The organism is Bradyrhizobium sp. 149 (genome assembly GCF_023073915.1).
In the GTDB taxonomy this organism is placed as follows: Bacteria; Pseudomonadota; Alphaproteobacteria; order Rhizobiales; family Xanthobacteraceae; genus Bradyrhizobium.
On sequence record NZ_JADPKK010000022.1, the window covers coordinates 82,449 to 98,882 of the forward strand.

The 16,434-nt window shown below is 65.0% G+C and carries 16 protein-coding genes; 9 read left to right on the top strand and 7 right to left on the bottom strand.

Annotated elements, in window-relative coordinates; translation table 11 throughout:
* Positions 1 to 3 precede the first annotated feature (3 nt).
* On the bottom strand, positions 4 to 1,662 hold the full coding sequence (locus IVA88_RS17925; RefSeq protein ID WP_247500342.1) for an FAD-binding dehydrogenase: 1,659 nt from the start codon (positions 1,660 to 1,662) through the stop codon (positions 4 to 6).
* Between the two features lie 289 nt (positions 1,663 to 1,951).
* Here IVA88_RS17925 and IVA88_RS17930 point away from each other — a divergent pair, with 289 nt between their 5' ends.
* The 5 genes from IVA88_RS17930 (at position 1,952) to IVA88_RS17950 (ending at position 6,305) form a co-directional block, all read left to right on the top strand.
* Positions 1,952 to 2,422 (top strand): hypothetical protein, encoded by a 471-nt coding sequence (locus tag IVA88_RS17930; protein ID WP_247498560.1) that lies wholly within the window; start codon positions 1,952 to 1,954, stop codon positions 2,420 to 2,422.
* 221 nt (positions 2,423 to 2,643) lie between these two features.
* The gene (locus IVA88_RS17935; protein WP_247498561.1) at positions 2,644 to 2,838 is read left to right on the top strand and encodes a hypothetical protein; all 195 of its coding nucleotides are present in this window, start codon (positions 2,644 to 2,646) and stop codon (positions 2,836 to 2,838) included.
* A gap of 22 nt (positions 2,839 to 2,860) precedes the next feature.
* Positions 2,861 to 3,451 (top strand): SCO family protein, encoded by a 591-nt coding sequence (locus IVA88_RS17940; protein ID WP_247498562.1) that lies wholly within the window; start codon positions 2,861 to 2,863, stop codon positions 3,449 to 3,451.
* A gap of 91 nt (positions 3,452 to 3,542) precedes the next feature.
* Positions 3,543 to 4,478 (top strand): transporter substrate-binding domain-containing protein, encoded by a 936-nt coding sequence (locus IVA88_RS17945; RefSeq protein WP_247498563.1) that lies wholly within the window; start codon positions 3,543 to 3,545, stop codon positions 4,476 to 4,478.
* 183 nt (positions 4,479 to 4,661) lie between these two features.
* Positions 4,662 to 6,305, top strand: a complete 1,644-nt coding sequence (locus IVA88_RS17950) for a lysine--tRNA ligase (RefSeq protein ID WP_247498564.1) — start codon at positions 4,662 to 4,664, stop codon at positions 6,303 to 6,305.
* A 135-nt stretch (positions 6,306 to 6,440) separates the two neighbouring features.
* Here IVA88_RS17950 and IVA88_RS17955 read toward each other — a convergent pair whose 3' ends face one another.
* Positions 6,441 to 7,094, bottom strand: a complete 654-nt coding sequence (locus tag IVA88_RS17955) for a helix-turn-helix transcriptional regulator (RefSeq protein WP_247498565.1) — start codon at positions 7,092 to 7,094, stop codon at positions 6,441 to 6,443.
* 181 nt (positions 7,095 to 7,275) lie between these two features.
* Between IVA88_RS17955 and IVA88_RS17960 the strand changes: the two genes are divergently transcribed.
* Together IVA88_RS17960 and IVA88_RS17965 are read left to right on the top strand one after the other, a co-directional pair.
* Positions 7,276 to 7,620, top strand: coding sequence for a DUF952 domain-containing protein (locus IVA88_RS17960; protein WP_247498566.1), 345 nt, complete (start codon positions 7,276 to 7,278; stop codon positions 7,618 to 7,620).
* A complete protein-coding gene (locus IVA88_RS17965; RefSeq protein WP_247498567.1) occupies positions 7,617 to 8,714 on the top strand; it encodes a quinone-dependent dihydroorotate dehydrogenase in 1,098 nt (365 codons plus the stop codon). The genes IVA88_RS17960 and IVA88_RS17965 overlap by 4 nt, the downstream gene beginning before the upstream one ends.
* 9 nt (positions 8,715 to 8,723) lie before the next feature.
* Here IVA88_RS17965 and IVA88_RS17970 read toward each other — a convergent pair whose 3' ends face one another.
* From IVA88_RS17970 to IVA88_RS17990, 5 genes are all read right to left on the bottom strand, one after another.
* Positions 8,724 to 10,049 (bottom strand): MATE family efflux transporter, encoded by a 1,326-nt coding sequence (locus IVA88_RS17970; RefSeq protein WP_247498568.1) that lies wholly within the window; start codon positions 10,047 to 10,049, stop codon positions 8,724 to 8,726.
* A 1-nt stretch (position 10,050) separates the two neighbouring features.
* Positions 10,051 to 10,785, bottom strand: a complete 735-nt coding sequence (locus IVA88_RS17975; protein ID WP_247498569.1) for an MBL fold metallo-hydrolase — start codon at positions 10,783 to 10,785, stop codon at positions 10,051 to 10,053.
* A 21-nt stretch (positions 10,786 to 10,806) separates the two neighbouring features.
* On the bottom strand, positions 10,807 to 11,109 hold the full coding sequence (locus IVA88_RS17980; protein ID WP_247498570.1) for a DUF6460 domain-containing protein: 303 nt from the start codon (positions 11,107 to 11,109) through the stop codon (positions 10,807 to 10,809).
* 160 nt (positions 11,110 to 11,269) lie between these two features.
* Entirely contained in the window at positions 11,270 to 12,931 is a 1,662-nt protein-coding gene (locus IVA88_RS17985) for a cisplatin damage response ATP-dependent DNA ligase (RefSeq protein WP_247498571.1), read from the bottom strand.
* Entirely contained in the window at positions 12,928 to 13,965 is a 1,038-nt protein-coding gene (locus IVA88_RS17990; RefSeq protein WP_247498572.1) for a ligase-associated DNA damage response exonuclease, read from the bottom strand. The genes IVA88_RS17985 and IVA88_RS17990 overlap by 4 nt, the downstream gene beginning before the upstream one ends.
* A 67-nt stretch (positions 13,966 to 14,032) precedes the next feature.
* Between IVA88_RS17990 and IVA88_RS17995 the strand changes: the two genes are divergently transcribed.
* Entirely contained in the window at positions 14,033 to 14,959 is a 927-nt protein-coding gene (locus IVA88_RS17995; protein ID WP_247498573.1) for a methyltransferase domain-containing protein, read from the top strand.
* Positions 14,960 to 15,073: 114 nt separating this feature from the next.
* On the top strand, positions 15,074 to 16,303 hold the full coding sequence (locus IVA88_RS18000) for an ABC transporter substrate-binding protein (protein WP_247498574.1): 1,230 nt from the start codon (positions 15,074 to 15,076) through the stop codon (positions 16,301 to 16,303).
* Positions 16,304 to 16,434 lie beyond the last annotated feature (131 nt).

Sequence of the window (16,434 nt, forward strand, 5' to 3'; positions counted from 1 at the left end):
GATCTAGCCGACCGCCTTCGCCGCGGCGCGGCCCGCATTGCGGCCCGAGAACAGGCAGCCGCCGAGGAACGTGCCTTCCAGCGAGCGATAGCCGTGCACGCCGCCGCCGCCGAAGCCGGCGGCTTCGCCCACTGCATAGAGGCCCGGAATGACGCTTCCCTCCTCGCCGAACACGCGCGAAGCGAGGTCGGTCTCGAAACCGCCCAGCGTCTTGCGGGTGAGGATGTTGAGCTTGACCGCGATCAGCGGTCCTTGCGCGGGATCGAGGATGCGGTGCGGGGAGGCGGTGCGGATCAGTCTGTCGCCGATATAGCGCCGCGCATTGTGGATGTTCATCACCTGCGCGTCCTTGACGTAAGGATTGGCGATCTCACGGTCGCGCGCCTCGATCTGCATCCTGATGTGCTCGAGCTTGAGGAGGTCGCTGCCGGCCAGCTTGTTCATGGCCGCAACGAGATCCTCGATCTTGTCGCGCACGATGAAGTCGACACCATGGCTTTTGAACGCTTCCACCGGCGCCGGCGCGCCCTTGTTGGTGGCGCGCTTGATTGTCATGCGCCAGCTCTTGCCGGTCAGATCGGGGTTCTGCTCCGAGCCCGACAGCGCAAACTCCTTCTTGATGATGCTCTGGGTCAGGATGAACCAGGAATAATCATAGCCGGTGGACATGATGTATTGCAGCTGGCCGAGCGTGTCGGAGCCCGGGAAGAGCGGCGCCGGCAATCGCGTGCCGGTGGCGTCGAACCACATCGAGGAGGGGCCAGGCAGGATGCGGATGCCGTGGCGCGGCCAGATCGGATTCCAATTCTGGATGCCTTCGACATAATGCCACATGCGGTCGCGGTTGATCAGCCGCGCGCCGGATTTCTCGGTGATGCCGATCATGCGGCCGTCGACATGCTCGGGCACGCCGGAGATCATGAATTTCGGCGGCGTGCCGAGCCGCTTCGGCCAGTTCTGCCGCACCAGCTCGTGATTGCCGCCGATGCCGCCGGAGGCCACGATCACGGCTTGCGCCTTCAACGCAAACTCGCCGACGACGCTGCGCGACGAACTCTTGCCGCGCTCGACATCGTCGGGAGCGAGAACGGCGCCGCTGACGCCATCCACCGTGCCGTTGGTGATCGAGAGCGCATCGACGCGGTGGCGGAACCGGAAGCTCAGCCGCCCGCTTCTGACGGCCTCGCGCGCGCGGCGCTCGAACGGCTCGACGATGCCGGGCCCGGTGCCCCAGGTGACATGAAAGCGCGGCACCGAATTGCCGTGGCCCATCGCGTCATAGCCGCCGCGCTCGGCCCAGCCGACCACGGGGAAGATGCGATGGCCCATCGCGCGCAGCCAGGCGCGCTTCTCGCCGGCCGCGAACGCCACATAGGCCTCGGCCCATTGGCGCGGCCAGAAATCCTCGTCGCGATCGAAGCCGGCGGTGCCGAGCCAGTCCTGCATCGCAAGCTCGTAGGAGTCCTTGATGCCGAGCCGGCGCTGCTCCGGCGAATCGACCAGGAACAATCCGCCGAACGACCAGAATGCCTGGCCGCCGAGCGACTGCTCGCCCTCCTGGTCGACCACGATCACGCGCTTGCCTGCGTCCGCGATCTCGGTCGCAGCCACGAGGCCCGACAGTCCTGCGCCGACAACGACGACGTCCGTCTCTTCAGCCAATTGTTTAGCGACGTGTTGAGCCATGTGTCTCCCCCTCCACAGGTTCCCCCCTGTAGTTGCCCGGATTGAAGCCAGCGGTTGCAACTGAGATCAAGAGTGTGGCGCGTAAGACATCGTTAACTTGTTCCACTTCGGGATAAAGACCGGCTGAGTGCAGCGCGGGCGCAACACTGGATTTGAATTTGTTTTGAGCGAGCCGGCATGCCTAGACAAAACCGCGGTTACGACAGACCCTAGCAGGGCATCACCACCTGACACGCAGATTCGAATTCGACTGGGGCGGGGGATAATGAAGTTTCTGACGGGGTTGCTCGCGGCGGTTCTCCTGATCGCGAGCATGGGGGCTTCTCACGCGGTGGTCCGGATCGCGGATGACCGCGGCGGCCGGATTGGAACCTACGTCGACAGATACCAGGATCTGCGACAATCAGGCGATACCGTCATCATCGACGGCCTCTGCGCCTCGGCCTGCACCATCGTCCTCGGCGCCATCCCGCATGACCGTATCTGCGTGACGTCGCACGCGACACTGGGCTTCCACGCCGCCTGGGACTTCGGCAGCAACGGCCGCGCCGTCACCAATTCCGAAGCGACCCAGATGCTCTACGCGATGTATCCATCGCAGGTGAAGCGCTGGATCATGCAGCGCGGCGGCCTCACCCCGCATATGCTCTTCCTGAAGGGCAGGCAGCTCCAGGCCATGTACAAGCCCTGCTACCTCGACGCGCAGGCCTCGGCCAACAAGCCGTCGTCGCGGTAGGCTCGCGGGGTCGCTCGCTTCATTCAACGCTGATTTTGCGTCATGGCCGGGCTTGTCCCGGCCATCCACGTTTCTTGGGCCGGGCGAGAAAGTACGTGGATGCGCGGGACAGGCCCGGGCATGACGGAGAACCTCCGCACCACCTGATCTCCCGCCGCGCTTGCCCGGTCCCGCCCCAGCGCCTATTTGAGAGGCAGGGAACCCTTCACCCGATCGTTGTCATGGCTCAACCACTGCACCCCGCGCATCCTGTATCGGACAATTCGCCCACTGCCGGCCGGACCCCGTTCGTGCTGCTGTTGGCAGGTGCCGGCGTCGGCGGTCTGGTTGTGCTCGGCGCGCTCGCGCTCTGGTTCCACTACGGCAGCCAGGTGTTCTTCGAAATGATCAGGACCGGTTTTGCCGCCTGCTTCTGACCCGACAGGAAGTTTTCCGCCCATGAGCCCCGCCGCCCGTCCGCTGGTGATCGCGACCGCCTTCGCCGCAAGCCTCGTCGTCGGGCTGCTGATCGTCTTCTGGGCCATGGGTGGGGTCAGCAAGGTGGCGCAGCCGGCGGCGATCGGCGGCCCGTTCCAGCTCACCGACCAGAACGGCAAGGCCGTCACCGACAAGAACCTGAAGGGGAAGCCGACCCTGATCTTCTTCGGCTACACCCATTGCCCCGATGTCTGCCCGACCTCGCTGTTCGAGATCTCGGAAGTGCTGCGCGCGCTGGGCAAGGACGCCGACAAGGTCAATGCGGTCTTCATCTCGGTCGACCCCGAGCGCGATACGCCGGCGACGATGAAGGATTATCTGTCGAGCTTCGACCCGCACCTCGAAGGCCTCAGCGGCGATCCCGCCGAGACCGCCAAGGTGATCACCTCCTACCGGGTCTACGCCAAGAAGGTCCCGACCAAGGACGGCGACTACACCATGGACCACACCGCGCTGATCTATCTGATGGACCGCGACGGCCGCTTCGTCTCGCCGTTCAACCTGAAGCGCACGCCGGAAGAGGCCGCGGTGGAGTTGAAGCGGTATCTGTAGGCTCCCCTATGAACCGCAATCCTGCTCGCGTTCCCGGCCGGATGGGCTATAAGGCCTTCCGATCTCAACGAAATTCGTTCATTTTCAGCCGATGGCTCCATCGCAACAGGCGAAATCGTCCAAATCCGCCCGTGGCTTGCTGACCGGGCTGGTCGTCGGCGTTTGCCTGGTCGCGGGCCTAGCCGGCGCCAGAGCGCAGGCCCCGGCCAAGCAACCCCCAGCGGCCCCCCAAGCGACGCCGCAGGTCGCGCCGCAAGCCGCCCCGCAGGCGGTGCCGGGCTTCTGGGACCCGCGGCGGCGGCCGGAGCGGCCGGACCTGTCACGCCTGACCGTGATCCGCTTCCTGACCGAGACTGACTATCCGCCGTTCAACTACACCGGCGCCGACGGCAATCCGGCCGGCTTCAACGTCGACCTCGCCCGCGCGCTGTGCGAGGAGATCAAGGTCACCTGCACGGTGCAGATGCGCCGCTTCGAGACATTGGTCGATGCGCTCGCCTCCAACCGGGGCGATGCCATCATCGCCTCGATGGCGGTGAGTCCGCAGCTGCGCGCCCGCGTCGACTTCACGGATCCCTATTACCGCGTGCCGGCGCGCTTCGCCTCGCGCAAGGACGCGGTGATGCCGGAGATCCGGCCCGAATATCTGGAGGGCAAGAAGGTCGGCGTCATCGCCGGATCCGCGCATGAAGCCTATCTCAAGGCGATGTTCACCGACGCCGAGCTGCACCCCTATCCCAACGACGAGGCCATGCGCGGCGCCCTACGCAAGGGCGAGGTCGACTTCATCTTTGGCGACGCCATCGCGCTGGCGTTCTGGATCAACGGCACCGATTCCGGCGATTGCTGCGCCTTCTCCGGCGGTCCCTTCGTCGAGAGCCGCTTCTTCGGCGAAGGCATCGGCATCGCCGTTCGCAAGGGCAACGACGTGCTGCGCCAGGCCCTGAACTGGGCGATGTTCCGCGTCTGGGAAAAGGGCCGCTATACCGATCTGTGGCTGCGGTATTTCTCGGTGAGCCCGTTTTAGCTTCGCTGCCTCCTTGTCGTCATTGCGAGGAGCGCAGCGACGAAGCAATCCAGAGTGCTTCCGCGGAAAGATTCTGGATTTGCTTCGCTTCGCTCGCAATGACGATGGGTGCGGTTGCACCGTCTCGCAAAATTGCATTCTGCCCGGAAATCGCTATTTTCCGCGGCCCGGAGGCCTCTGTAGATGTCCGTTATCGATCTTGCCGCGAATCCGAGCGACCTGCGTGCGCTCGCCGAACAATCCAACGCCTGGCCGTTCGAGCAGGCCAAGGCCATTGTCGCGCGGCTGAAGAAAAGCCCGAAGGACGAGGTGCTGTTCGAGACCGGCTACGGCCCGTCCGGCCTGCCGCATATCGGCACCTTCGGCGAGGTCGCGCGCACCTCGATGGTGCGGCATGCGTTCCATGTGCTGACCGAAAACAAGATCAAGACGCGCCTGCTCGCGTTCTCCGACGACATGGACGGGTTTCGGAAAGTGCCCGACAACGTCCCGAACAAGGAGATGCTGGCTGCGCATCTCGGCAAGCCGCTGACGCGCGTGCCGGATCCGTTCTCCAACGAGTACCCGTCGTTCGGGCACCACAACAATGCCCGGCTGCGCGCGTTTCTGGATCATTTCGGCTTCGACTACGAATTCGCAAGCTCGACCGACTATTATACGTCCGGCCGTTTCGACGCGACGCTGCTCAAGATGCTCGCGGCCTACGACAAGGTGATGGCGATCATTCTGCCGACACTCGGACCCGACCGCCGCGCGACCTATTCGCCGTTCCTCCCCATCAGCAAGACGACGGGCGTCGTGCTGCAGGTGCCGATGATCCGCCGCGACGTTGCGGCCGGCACGGTGACCTATGTCGATCCTGAGACCAACCAGGAAGTCGAGACGCCCGTCACCGGCGGCAACGTCAAGTGCCAATGGAAGGCCGACTGGGCGATGCGCTGGGTCGCGCTCGGCGTCGACTACGAGATGGCCGGCAAGGACCTGATCGACTCGGTCAAGCTCTCCGGTGCGATCGCGAGGGCGCTCGGCGCCACGCCGCCGGAGGGCTTCAACTACGAACTCTTCCTCGACGACAAGGGCCAGAAGATCTCGAAGTCGAAGGGCAACGGCCTCACCATCGACGAATGGCTGCGCTACGCCTCGCCGGAATCGCTGTCGCTGTTCATGTATCGCGAGCCGAAGGCGGCCAAGCGGCTGTATTTCGACGTCATCCCGCGCAATGTCGACGACTACCAGCAATTCATCGACGGCTTTGCCAAGCAGGACGCCAAGCAGCAGCTCGGCAATCCCGTCTGGCATGTCCACAGCGGCCATCCGCCGAAGTTCGATATGCCCGTCACATTCCAGCTCCTGCTGACGCTGGTGTCGTCGTCGAATGCGGAGAATGCCGAGACGCTGTGGGGTTTTATTGGCCGCTACCGTCCCGGCGTGAGCCCGCAGACGCATCCCAAGCTCGATGCGATGGTCGGCTACGCCATCAACTACTACCGCGACTTCGTCGCGCCGACGAAGACGTTCCGCGAACCCACCGAGACCGAGCGCGCCGCGCTGCAGGATTTGCGAGATGCGTTGTCGCAGCTTCCGCAGGACGCATCGGCCGAGGACATCCAGAACGTCGTCTACGAGATCGGCCGCCGCGAGCCGTTCCTCGACCAGGTCAAGAAGGGCAAGGACGGCCGTCCGGGCGTGACCCTCGACTGGTTCAACATGCTCTACCAGGTGCTGCTAGGCCAGGAAAAGGGCCCGCGCTTCGGCTCCTTTGTCGCGGTCTATGGCCTGCAGAACGCCGTCAACATGATCGACGGCGCGCTGGCGCGGAGTGCGTAGGTCCAAGACTCACTGTCATCGTCCGCGAAGGCGGACGATCCAGTATTCCAGAGACCGCCGTGCCTGAACCGAGACGCCGCGGCGTACTGGATTCCCCGCCTTCGCGGGGAATGACATCGGAGTAGATGGCACGCCTCACTGGCTCGCCCACACGATCCTTGCGATCCACGCAATTTCGCTCGCCGCCATCGTCCGCTCGGCCTGTGCCGGATCGAGCGGCTGCAAATCCAGAACCTTTGCCGTGCGGCGCTTCAGCGTCGCCACCGTCAGCTCGCCCGCCTTCGTCTTCACCACGACGCGATCGCCTTTGCGGATCGGCGCGCTCGCTGAGACGAGGATGATGTCGCCGTCGCGATAGGAGGGCTGCAGCGCTTCGCCGGAAATCCGCAGCGCGAAGCTATGGTTGTCCTCGGCGGTGGGAAGCGCAAATTCGGTCCAGCCCTTGCCGATGGGAAAGCCGGTCTCGTCGAACGCGCCGCTTGCGCCCGCGAGCGCGAAGCCGAGCAGCGGCACCGAGCGGCCGTCACCCGCCTCGTCGCCGACCAGCCTGGCAAAGGTGCCGATCGATGAATCTGCCGCCGCCAGGGCTTTCGCGATCGATTCGGTCGAGGGCCAGCGCTCGCGGCCGTCGGAGGTGACGCGCTTGGACTTGTTGAAGGTGGTGGGATCGAGCCCGGCGCGCTTGGCCAGGCCCGACGGTGACAGGCCGGCGCGCTCCGCCAGCCGATCCAGTGCGCCCCAGATCTGGTTGTGGGAGAGCATCCTCTGCGCTTTGGCCTGCCTCACCATGGAAGGTCCAGCCCGTCGCAACTCAGGAAAACTATCCTTAAATCAACAGGTTTTCCGTTTTTCGCGCAAGGGGCCGTGGCTAAGTCTTGAGTTCGGAGGGGGGCGCCATTACGGTCGCGCCCGGGTTTTAACACCCGCAAGGGACGAAAAAACGCAAGAAACTCAAAGGGCTCCGCAAGCGGTGGTCAAGATCTACAAAATCTGTCCGGCCTCGGCCTGGCGCGAGGCGGAGCGGGAGGGTGTCTACCGCGGCAGCGCGGACGATTCGCGCGACGGATTCATCCATTTCTCGACCGCCGCCCAGGTTCCCGAGACGTTGCGCAAGCATTATTTCGGGCAGCGCGCGCTGTTCCTGGTCGAGGTCGACGGCGATGCGCTCGGTAGCGAATTGCGCTGGGAGCGTTCGCGCAATGAGGAGCTGTTTCCGCATCTCTATGGCGAGCTCGATCTCGGCGCGGTGATTGCGGTGGTGAACCTCAACACGCGCTCCGACGGCGGCCATGATGTTCCGGAGCTTGCCCCGTGATCCGCGCTTTTGATGCTCTTTCGCTGCCCGTGTTGCGCTGGCTCGACCCGGAGGATGCGCATCGCCTCGCGATCCAGGGCCTGCGCTTCCTGCCGCCGGGCAAGCCGCACGCGGATGATCCCAAGCTCGCAGTGCGTGCCTTCGGGCTCAACTTCCCCAATCCGATCGGCATGGCGGCGGGCTTCGACAAGAGCGCCGAAGTGCCGGATGCGCTGCTGCGGCTCGGCTTCGGCTTCGTCGAGATCGGCTCGGTGACGCCGAAGCCGCAAAGCGGCAATCCGCGGCCGCGGCTGTTTCGCCTCGAGCGCGACGCGGCCGTCATCAACCGCATGGGCTTCAACAATGACGGGGCGGAGACAGCACTGCGCCGGCTCGCGGCACGCGCTCAGCACGGCGGCATCGTCGGCGTCAATGTCGGCGCCAACAAGGATTCGCCTGATCGGGTCAATGATTACGTCAAGCTGATCGAGACCTTTGCCCCGGTGGCGAGCTATTTCACCGTCAACGTTTCCTCGCCGAACACGCCGGGCCTGCGCAATCTGCAGGAAGGCGCGCTGCTCGACGATCTCCTCGCCAGGGTGATCGACGCGCGCGAGCGGGTACGCCAGAAGGCCGGCGACACGCCGGTGCTGCTCAAGATCGCGCCGGATCTCAGCCTCGCCCAGCTCGACGACGTCGTGCAGGTCGCGCGCTCGCGCCGGGTGGACGGCATGATCGTGTCGAACACCACGATCGCGCGGCCGAGCACGCTGCGCGAGGAGATGCGCGCGAAGGAGCAGGGCGGCCTGTCCGGCCGGCCGCTGTTCCGGCTGTCGACGCGGATGGTCGCCGAGACCTATGTGCGCGTCGAAGGCGCATTCCCCCTGATCGGCGTCGGCGGCGTGGACTCGGGCGGCGCCGCGCTGACGAAAATCCGCGCCGGCGCGAGCCTGATCCAGCTCTATTCCTCGCTGGTCTACAAGGGCCTCGGCCTCGTCGACGAGATCAAACGCGACCTCACCTCGACGCTGTTGCGGACGGGACGGGATACGTTATCCGAGATCGTCGGCGCCGATGCCGCGACGCTGACGGCGGAAGACTGGCCGGGGATGTAAGCCAAGCGGCTAGTGCTTCGAAAACGTCTTCCTGAATTGCGCCGGATAGCGCGCGGCCTGCAGGCCGCCGCGCGAGACGTAGGAGGCAATCAGCGCGCTCCACAGTCCGGCATTGCCGAACGATTGCAGCGCCCACCATGCGGCGAGGAAGATCGCGAGCGAGGTCAGCATCAGATTGCGCATCTCGCGCGCCCAGGTCGCGCCGATATAGATGCCGTCGAAGCCGAAGGCGAACACGCCGGGAATGGGGGCGAGCACGACGAACGGCAGGAATTCCCGCGCGCTGCGGCGGACGGCCTCGCTCGCCGTCATGAAATCGATCAGGTGCGGTCCGAACGAAGCGAACAGCGCGGACACGACCAGCGCGAAGCCGAGCCCCCACAGCAGCACCAGCCGGGTGGAATCCGCGAATCCCTTGGCGTCGCGTGCACCAAGCGTGCGGCCGCAAAGCTGCTGGGCTGCGTTGGCAAGACCATCAAGAAAGAAGGCGCTGACCAGCAAGAAGTTGTTGAGCACGGAATTGGCGGCCAGCGTGACGTCGCCGGCCCGCGCGCCCTTGGCGGTGAAAAACAAGAACACGGCGATCAGCGCCGCGGTGCGGATCAGGATGTCGGAGTTCACCGCCAGCAGCCGCATCAGCTTGGCCCGGTCGAACAGGGCCGCGTATGGCACCGCGAACCCACCGTCCGCATAGCGCCGACAGACGATCAGGCCGAGTCCGAATCCGACCGCTTCAGACAGCAGCGCCGCGATCGCAGCACCCGCGATGCCGGTATCGCAGACCAGCACCAGCAGGATCGTCGCCGCCGCGTTGACGAGATTGATGACGACCTGGAGCGCGAGCGCCGGATTGGCGCGGGCCTGGCCGACCAGCCAGCCGAGGATGACATAGTTGGCAAGCGCCAGCGGCGCCGACCAGATCCGGACCACGAAGTAAGTTTTCGCCGCGTGCGTGACGCCTTCGCTGCCGCCCATCAGGTCGAACAGCACGGCGGCCAGCGGCAGTTGCAGCGCGATCAGGGCTATGCCGATCAGGCCGGCGACGATGAAGCCACGCACCAGGATCGCGGTCAGCTCGCCTGTCTCTCCGGCGCCGAGCGCCTGCGCCGTAAAGGCGAGCGTGCTCATGCGCAGGAAGCCGAACAGCCAGAACAGGCAATCGAAGATGACGGAGGCGATGGCGACGCCGCCGAGCAGCGCGGCATCGTCCAGCCGTCCGATCGCGGTGGTCGAGACCACGCCGATCAGCGGCGTGGTGAGGTTGGCGACCATCGCGGGGCCTGCGATGGCGAAGACCTGACGGGAACCGATCTTCAAGTGAACGGGTGCGTGCATGTCAGAACACGAGCACCATGCCGTCTTCGGCGGCGAGATGGGCGATGTCGTGGAGGCGCGACAGCACGTCTTCGCTCATATGGGTGAGCACGAGGCGTTTTGCGCCGATTTCGGGAAGATGCTGTTCCAAGGTCTTCAGGCTGAGATGGTTCTTGACCACCTTCTCGTACATATAGGCTTCCGCGATGAAAAGGTCCGCGCCATGCGCCAGCGGAATGAGCGTCTCCGTCCATTCGGTATCGGCGCTGTAGGCCAGCGTGCGGCCTTCGGCTTCGATGCGATAGGCGACGAACGGTCCGCCGGATTCGCCGTGCACGACGGGATAGGGCGTCACCGTCACCGGGCCGAAGCTTTGGCTCTGCTCGGGCGCGAGCTCGATGACGGACAGCTCGAAGCGTTGTTTCGTCTTCGAGGAGTGCTCGAACAGAGCCTCCATCACCGCACGCAGCCGCGTCTCGATGCCTTTGGGGCCAGCGATCGTGAGCGGCCGCGTCCGCCGGGAGAATTGCGCGTCGAGCAGGACAAACGGCAGTCCGGCAAAATGGTCGCCGTGGAAATGCGTGATCAGGATGAGATCGATTTCATTGCGGTCGATCTCGAGCCGCTTCAGCGCCGGCAGAGCCGACGCGCCGCAATCGATCAGGAAGTTGGCCTCGCGTCCCAAGACGTGGAAGCAGGTGTTGAGCCTGCCGCCGGATCCGAAGGCGTCGCCGCAGCCGACAAAGCGCAATTGCATCGGCGGCTCGCTCCCAAATCCTTACCTGCGGGGCGCGCCGAAAACGCGCATCAGCAGCCAGATCGGAATTACGATGACGGCGCCGAGCAGGAAGTAGCGCCACAGCCAGTTCACGGTGTCGAAGCCGAGATCCCACAAACGCTGGAACAAGAGACGAATGCTGTAGATGATATTCCAGGGATCGAAGCCGATCGCCGCCAGCACGACGCCGACGAGGATCGAGAGCAGGACCAGGCGAAACGCGACCGCCAGCGGCGAGCCGCCGAGAAAGCGGTTCAGGCCGTCGCTGCGGCCGGCCGGCAAATCTCTGACGTCGTTGGTCATCTCAAACTCCTCAGCGGATTCGACCCTATCATAGGGCACGGCGGGGGACATGGGGAACCCGCAATGGCGCGTCAATCGGCTTACGGGATTTTAATTCGGGCAAGCGGGCGAGGGGGCGCGCTGCCTTCGTGGTGGCACTCGAGCCGATCTCGCACTCTCTTCAAGCCTCCACCACCGCCGCCTCCGCTTTCAGCATCCTTTCCAGCGTTTCCAGCCGGTCGGCCTCGCGCGGCGGCTTGTCCCATCGCAGCCGGCTGATGCGGGGAAAGCGCATCGCGACGCCAGATTTGTGCCGCGGCGAGCGCTGCAGCCCCTCGAAGGCGACCTCCAGCACCAGCCCCTTGTCGCCCTCGTGCACGACGTGGCGGACGGGGCCGAATTTTTCGGTGGTATTGCGACGCACGAAGCGGTCGATCTGGAGCAGCTCCTCGTCGGTGAAGCCGAAATAGGCTTTTCCGACCGGCACCAGCTCGTCGCCGCCCGCGCCTTCGGTCCAGACGCCAAAGGTATAGTCGGAATAGTAGGACGAGCGCTTGCCGTGGCCGCGCTGCGCATACATCAATACGGCGTCGATGATGTGCGGATCGCGCTTCCACTTCCACCACTGTCCCTTCGGCCGTCCCGGCAGATAGGGTGCATCGCGCCGCTTCAGCATCACGCCTTCGACGGCGTCCGCGTCGTCGCCCGCACCGGCGCTCGCGGGATCGGCGCGTGCGGCGGTCAGTGCCTCCCAGCTTGCGAAGGGGACGGTGGGCGAGAGATCGATGCGGGGATCGTCAAGTTTCCCGATGAAGGTCTCGAGCCGTTCGCGCCGCTCCGCAAACGGCAGCTCGCGTAGATCGTTCTCGTCGTCGCCGAGCAGATCATAGGCCCGCAGATGAATCGGAAACTCCTTGATGAGCTTCGGCGACACGGCCTTGCGATTGAGCCGCTGCTGCAGAACATTGAAACTCTGCACGCGGCCTTCGCGCAAAATCAGAAGCTCGCCGTCGATGGCGCCCGGCAGGCGCAGCGACGGCACCAGGTCCGGAAAGCTGCCGGTGATGTCCTCGCCGGTGCGCGAATAGAGCCGCGCGGTGATGTGGCCGTGCTCGTCGCGGCCTGCGACTGCCTGCACGCGGATGCCGTCCCATTTCCATTCGGCGATGTAGTCGGCGGGATCGAGTGGTGCGAAATCGGTCTCCTCGATCGCATGCGCCAGCATCACCGGGCGGAACGGTGCGGGATCGCGATTGACCGGTTTTTCGCCGCGGCCTTCCAGCCAGGCGAACAGGTCGAGATAGGGCGGGCTGAGACCGGGCCAGATCAGCTCGACCTCATGCGGGTCCTTGTCGCCGAGTGCCGCGGCCGCGGTCTTGGCCAGGCGCGCGGAGATGCCGATGCGCAACGCGCCGGTGACGAGCTTCAGAAGCGCCCAGCGTCCGGTCTCATCCAGCTCGTCGAGCCAGCGTTCGAGTTGCTTTGGCAGATCGGTCTTGCCGAGCGTGCGCAGGGTGGTAACGACCTCGGTCAGTGTTGGGGGAGGTGGGTTGTTGTGAGCGGCCATCGCCGCTTTCGGCCACATCAGCGCCACCGTCTCCGAGAGGTCGCCGACATAATCGTAACTCAGCCCGAACAGCACCGGATCGGTGCGCGATGCGATCAGGTCGCGGATCAGCGCGGGCTTTGCGTGCTTGAAGCTGAGCGCGCCGGTCAGCGCCGCCAGGGCATAGCCGCGGTCGGGATCGGCGACCTCGCGAAAATAGCCGGTGATCAGCCGCAGCTTGTTGTTGCGGCCGGGCTCGTAGGCGAGGCGGTCGAGAAGTTCGGCGAAGCGGTTCATGCTTCGGCCTCGTCGGCGAGCGGCGTCTCGGTCTCCTCCTCGTCGCCATAGCCGACGAGATCGAGCGGCCGCGCCTGCAGACCTTTGCTTTGGCACCAATGCACCAGCGCGTCTTCCTGGCCGTGGGTAACCCAGATCTCGCCGGCGCCGGTCGCCGCGATGGTGGCGGTGAGGCCGTCCCAATCGGCGTGGTCCGAAATCACCAGCGGCAGCTCGATGCCGCGTTGCCGCGCCCGGGCGCGCACCCGCATCCAGCCGGAGGCGAATGCGGTGACGGGATCGGGAAACCGCCGGGTCCAGAGATCGGATGTCGCCGAGGGCGGCGCCAGCGTGATGGTGCCGGCAAGCGCGGCCTTCTTCACGCCCTTCACCGGCCGGAGCTCGCCGAGTTCGATCCCGCGGCTCTGATAGTAATGCGTGATCTTCTCCATCGCGCCATGCAGATAGATCGGCGCCTCGTAACCCGCCTGGCGCAGCAGTGCGATCACGCGCTGTGCTTTGCCGAGCGAATAGGCGCCGACGAGATGTGCGCGCTCCGGAAACAGCGCCACCGACGCCAGCAGCTTTTTGACCTCGTCGGCGGCATCGCCATGGCGAAACACCGGGAGGCCGAACGTCGCCTCGGTGATGAAGACGTCGCAGGGCACCAGCTCGAACGGCGTGCAGGTCGGGTCGGGCGCGTCCTTGTAGTCGCCGGAGGCGACGATGCAGATATCCTTGCAGGTGACCGCGATCTGCGCCGAACCGAGCACATGGCCAGCGGGATGGAATTTCACCCTGATATCGCCGAGCCGGATCTCCTCGCCATAGCGGATCGCCTGCGTCGAGCCGGCAAAATTCTCGCCATAGCGCAGCCGCATCATGTCCAGCGTTTCCTGCGTCGCCAGCACCGCACCGTGGCCGGCGCGGGCATGGTCGGAATGGCCGTGGGTGATCACGGCCCGCTCCACTGGCCGGACAGGGTCGATATGGAAGCCGCCGGGCTTGCAGCACAGGCCCGCGGCAACGGGCAGCAGGATGTCTTGTGGACGCATGCCTGTTATATAGGTTGCGCGCCCGCGTGTTCGAGTCATCCGCCCGCTTCGCTTCCTGGTTCCCCCAATGCCCCTGCGCCTGTTCCTGACCTCCGGCGATCTCATGGCCGACCGCCGCTTCGAGTTCGCGCGCGACCTCCAGCTCAAGGGCGATCTGGCGGCGGCCGCCGACCTGCTGGAGCAGACCATCGAGCTCGCGCCGAATTTCACCTCGGCCTGGTTCACGCTCGGCGAAATCCGCGCGCAACTCGGCGAGCGCGACAAGGCCATTGCGGCCTTTCGAAAATCGCGCGAATCCGACCCGAGCGATCAGCATGGCGCTCACCTGCATCTGATGCGCCTCGGCGATGCGCAACTGTCCGGGATGCCCAAGGCCTATGTGCAGGCCTTGTTCGATCAATACGCGCCGCGCTTCGAGCACGTCCTGATCAACGATCTCGACTACCGCGCGCCGTCGCTGATCTTCAAGGCGGTGGTGGCTGCCCGCGTCGCCGCGAAGAAGCCCGCCCTGTTCAAGCGCGCCATCGATCTCGGATGCGGTACGGGGCTGGCGGCCGCCGCCTTCGCAAAACAGGTCGACCAGTTCATCGGTATCGATCTGTCGCCCGGCATGATCAAGGAGGCGCGAGCAACCGCGCTCTATGCCGAGCTCGAAGTCGCCGACATGATCGAAGGCCTGCGCACCAGGACTGACGCGAGTGCGAACCTCGTCGTCGCCGCGGACGCGTTCGTCTACCTCCCCGATCTCGCGCCGGTGCTCGGCGAAGCCAGGCGCGTGCTCGCGCCCGATGGCGTGCTCGCCTTCACGCTGGAGACGCATGACGGCAGCGGCATCGTTCTCGGTGAAGGCCTGCGTTATGCCCATTCGGCGGAATATGTGCGCGATGCGATGGGGAAGGCCGGCCTCAAGCTCCTCACCTTGGAGCAGGCCTCGCCACGCATCGAGAACAACGAGCCGGTGCGCGGCCTCGTCGTGGTCGCCGAGAAAACTTGAGTCTAGGCGCTACAGGCGACGCTTTGGGCGTGATTGCACCGCAAAGCTGTGACTTCCCACTTGCGACACGGGCCGCGATGCCAGCACAATGTCCCCGCTAGGGAGAACCAAACAATGATTAGGAATCCATCGCGGCGCGATTTCAGCGCCGCCGCGCTCGCGACCATCGCGGCATCCACCTTGCCCGCGCCCTACGTCTGGGCCGCGGAGAAGAAATACGATGCCGGCGCTAGCGACACCGAGATCAAGATCGGGCAGACCGTGCCGCATTCCGGCCCCGGCTCCCTTTACGGCGTGCTCGGGCGCGTCGGCGAAGCCTATTTCCAGATGCTGAACGAGAAGGGCGGCATCAACGGGCGCAAGGTCAAATTCCTCACCATGGACGATGCCTACAGCGCGCCGAAATGCGTCGAGGCGACGCGGCGCCTGGTCGAGCAGGAGGAGGTGCTCGCGCTCTACGGCTCGCTCGGCACCGCGCCGCAGACCGCCGTGCACAAATACCTGAACTCGAAGGGTGTGCCGCAACTCCTGCTGAACACCGGCGCGTCGAAGTGGAATAACCCAAAAGAGTTCAAATGGACGATGGCGGGCCTGCCGCTCTATCCCACCGAAGCCCGCATCCTGGCGCGGCACGTCATCAGCGTGAAGCCGAATGCCAAGGTCGGCATCCTCTACCAGAACGACGATTTCGGCCGCGACTTCCTCGGGCCCTTCAAGAAGGTTCTGGAGGACGCCGGCGGCACCGCCAAGGTGATCATGGAGCAGACCTACGATCTGACCGATCCGACCGTCGATTCCCAGCTCATCAATCTCTCGAAATCGGGCGCGGACGTCTTCTACAACATCTCCACCGGCAAGGCGTCGTCGCAGTCGATCCGCAAGGTCGCCGAGCTCGGCTGGAAGCCGCTGCAGCTGCTGTCGGCCGGCTCCACCGGTCGCTCGATCCTCACTGCCGCCGGCCTGGAGAACGCCACCGGCATCGTCGCGATCCGCTACTCCAAGGATGCCGGGCCCGGCCCCTGGGAGGCGGACAAGGACGTGATGGCGTTCGATACGCTGCGCAAGACCTATTTGCCGAGCATCGATCCGGACAACACCATCGCCTTCGCGGGCTATGGACAGGCCGCAAGCATGGCCGAGATCCTGCGTCGCTGCGGCGACGACCTGACACGGGGGAACGTGCTGAAGCAGGCGTCGAATCTCAACGGCTTCCATTCGCCGTTCTTCCTCGACGGCGTCAATTACAACTACACGCCCGACGATTACACGCCCATGAAGACGCTCTTTATCTCGACCTTCAATGGCAAGGATTGGGTCGTGTCCGACAAGCCGGTGACGGAGTAGGGGGAGCGCGCTTTCTTCCTTCTCCCCTTGTGGGAGAAGGTGGCGCGAAGCGCCGGATGAGGGGTTCTCTCCGCGGATGCTTTGCGAGAGATAAATCGCGGAGAGAAACCCCTCACCCGTCTCGCCGCTAC